This window comes from Mesorhizobium sp. M0189 (assembly GCF_040322135.1).
Classification (GTDB): domain Bacteria; phylum Pseudomonadota; class Alphaproteobacteria; order Rhizobiales; family Rhizobiaceae; genus Mesorhizobium.
Map to the genome: position 1 here is coordinate 1 of NZ_JAMYSW010000053.1, position 2,652 is coordinate 2,652.

A 2,652-nucleotide genomic window follows, 5' to 3' on the forward strand; every position below is an offset into this window, starting at 1 on the left:
TACAATCCTGTTTCATAACACCCATCTGTCTATGTCGTTGAAGTGAATAGGTTTTGCTGATCTGGATGCGATCCCGTGGGGTATTTTGGGTTTTGCCGCGCGCGATGAACGATGCGCTGTGCCGCAGGTTCGCCAAGCGTTGATCGGCTGAAGACCCATGGACCATCCGGCAGAGGATGAACGCCTTCGATCTCGCCCGCCTCGGCGGCGAGCCTGAGGGTCTTCGGTGCAACGCCGAGAAGGCGCGCCGCCTTGTTCAGGTTAAGCCATGGCTCTTTGCCGTCCGCCGCTGGCCGGAAGACAGGGATCTTATGATGCGACCTGTGCGCGGTGACCCGTTCGCGTGTCCATCGATTGCCGTGGCCGGTCACCAGTCCATTGCGGTTGAGGATGCCAGCAATCAGATCATCATTGGCGATGAGCACCAGTTGGCGGACGGCCGCGATGATATCGCCGGACGTGCTGTTGCGCTGTCCACGGCGCCGCTTCGGCAGGCGCAGTTCAGTATGGACGCCGCCAACCCAATGGATCAGAAGAACGATCTCTGACGCTTCGTCATCGATATCGGCGACCACCTCCCGGATGACGGTGCGAACGATGCGCTTCTTGAGCCTTGCATCCGTCGTCGGCGCCGCCCATACAGCCTTGAGATCGGCGGCGAGCGCGGTGACGTGTATTGGCGACAGAAGTGATGGCTCCGATGTCGAGGCATCATGCGCGCCAATCCTGCTCTCGATCTCGCCGACACGCGTAAGCGCCCGGTTCCATCGCAACTCCAGTTCCGCCGCGACCAGCCGGTTCTGCGGATCGATGGCGTCGTATTGCCGGAACGCCCGATCGGCGTTGTAGCGTGCCGCCTCGCGATCGCGCATCAGAGCATCGCGGACCTGATCGCGGCGACTGGCCGCTTGCGCTTCGGCCTCGACGGCCGCGGCTATCGCTGCCGGCTCGACAACCCGCAGAAGAGCTTCCTCGATGGCGTCGTCGACGCGTAGTCCACCGAAGGCGATGCAACGCGGCTCGCCATTGTCAAGCAGACCACGCCAGCAGGAATAGCGCGGAATGTTGTGCTTGGTTCCCGTGTAGCGGACCGTCAGCTTGCGGCCGCAGCGCCGGCAGCGGACAAGGCCGGCGAGCAGAGCGTCGCCATGCTTGGGCGCCCCGTGATGCCGGCTCGTGGGCACGTTGTCGCTCACCATCTTGCGGATCGCTTCCGCCCTTTCCCAGCTGACGTAGCCTTCGTGTGCACCCGGGATCAGCGCCAGCCATTCATCACGCGCCTTACGGCGGCTGCGCGAACGAATGGCTGTTGCATCATATCCCGACGCAGCACGAGTCTTACCATAGGCATAGGCGCCGCCGTAGATCGGGTTCTCGATCATTCGGTGGATGGTCGCATAGCTTGGCCTGCGCCAGACCACATCGCCATTGTTGCGCTTGGCAGGCAAATCCAGCCCATGTTCGAGGAACCAGAGCAGGGCCTGGCGGGCACTGCCGAGTTCCGCCACCTTGTCAAACACAAGGGTGATGGCCTCCTGCATGCGACGGTCGGGATCCTTCTCCAGCCGGTCGCCGACCTTCACGAAGCCGACCGGGGAAGCGACGACGAGTTCACCGCGCCGGGCCTTCTCATAGCGGGCCGACAAGGAGCGCTGACGCAGAAGATCGAGCTCATACTCGTTGAGACTGCCCTTCAATCCCAGCAGCAGCCGGTCATTGCCCTGGCGCGGTGCGTAGACCGTCTCCTGGTCGATCAGCACGGTATCGACGACGCGGCACATCTCGATGAGCTGCTGCCAGTCGCGGCTGTTGCGGGCGAAGCGCGATACCTCCCGCGCCGCAACCGCCCCAACCTTGCCGAGACAGACTGCTGCGACCATCCGATCGAAGCCCGCTCGCGCGACACCGCCAGCAGCAGAGCGGCCGAGATCGTCATCGACCGTCTCGATGCAAGACCAGCCGAGCGCGACCAGGCGATCGCGCATCGCATACTGCAGGGCGCTGCTCTCACGATTGTGCAGAACCTGATGGGCCGAGGACTGCCGCACATAAAGGATCGCCTTTCGCTCCAGATGGTGGGGCCGGATCTTCTCATGCATCATGGCGTGCCTCCTCCCGTGGAACGGCGCGCTCGCCGTCGACGTGGTCGAGGATCAGGCGCACCATCAGCTTTGTCAGCGTCAGGCGCGTCTCTTCCGGCAGCGCCTGCCATGGTGGCATCTGCGCGGTCTCCGCATCGTGCGGGTTGGAGAACAGATCGAACTGATATGTCGTGGGCTGGCGCGGCATGGACCTCTCCCCGATTCGCGTCGTGAGGATCCGATGCTGCGCCCGAAACCTCCAATTGCGATGGGGTGTGGGAATTGGCCGTCGCGTCCTGCAGCAGTGTCACCAAGACGCCAAGCGTTCTGGGATCGACATGTGGGGCAGCGGCAATGCGCCACGCGGTGCAGACCGCGCGATCAAACATCCAGGCCGGAACCTCCAGCCACCGATCGGAGGCGTGGCCAGAGAGACTGCAGCGGAAAACCTCCCGGTCAGCCTTCTCGATCACCTCATGAACGTGAACACAACGCCCGGCCCAGGGATGCCATGGATAAAGAAACTTGCGTTCCTCGGTCCCGTGGGCGTTCTCTCGTCGTGTTGTACAAC

Annotated in this window: 2 protein-coding genes; both read right to left on the bottom strand. The window is 63.1% G+C overall.

What is annotated here, in order from left to right:
- Positions 1–29: 29 nt before the first annotated feature.
- On the bottom strand, positions 30–2,102 hold the full coding sequence (locus NKJ09_RS32390; protein WP_352764774.1) for a recombinase family protein: 2,073 nt from the start codon (positions 2,100–2,102) through the stop codon (positions 30–32).
- Complete coding sequence (locus NKJ09_RS32395) at positions 2,092–2,289, bottom strand: hypothetical protein (RefSeq protein ID WP_023722661.1); 198 nt, start codon at positions 2,287–2,289, stop codon at positions 2,092–2,094. The genes NKJ09_RS32390 and NKJ09_RS32395 overlap by 11 nt, the downstream gene beginning before the upstream one ends.
- Positions 2,290–2,652 lie beyond the last annotated feature (363 nt).

What these genes read in the sequence shown, in the direction of transcription:
- NKJ09_RS32390 (WP_352764774.1), bottom strand. Translation starts at nt 2,102, where the DNA reads ATGATGCATGAGAAGATCCGGCCCCACCATCTGGAGCGAAAGGCGATC.
- NKJ09_RS32395 (WP_023722661.1), bottom strand. Translation starts at nt 2,289, where the DNA reads ATGCCGCGCCAGCCCACGACATATCAGTTCGATCTGTTCTCCAACCCG.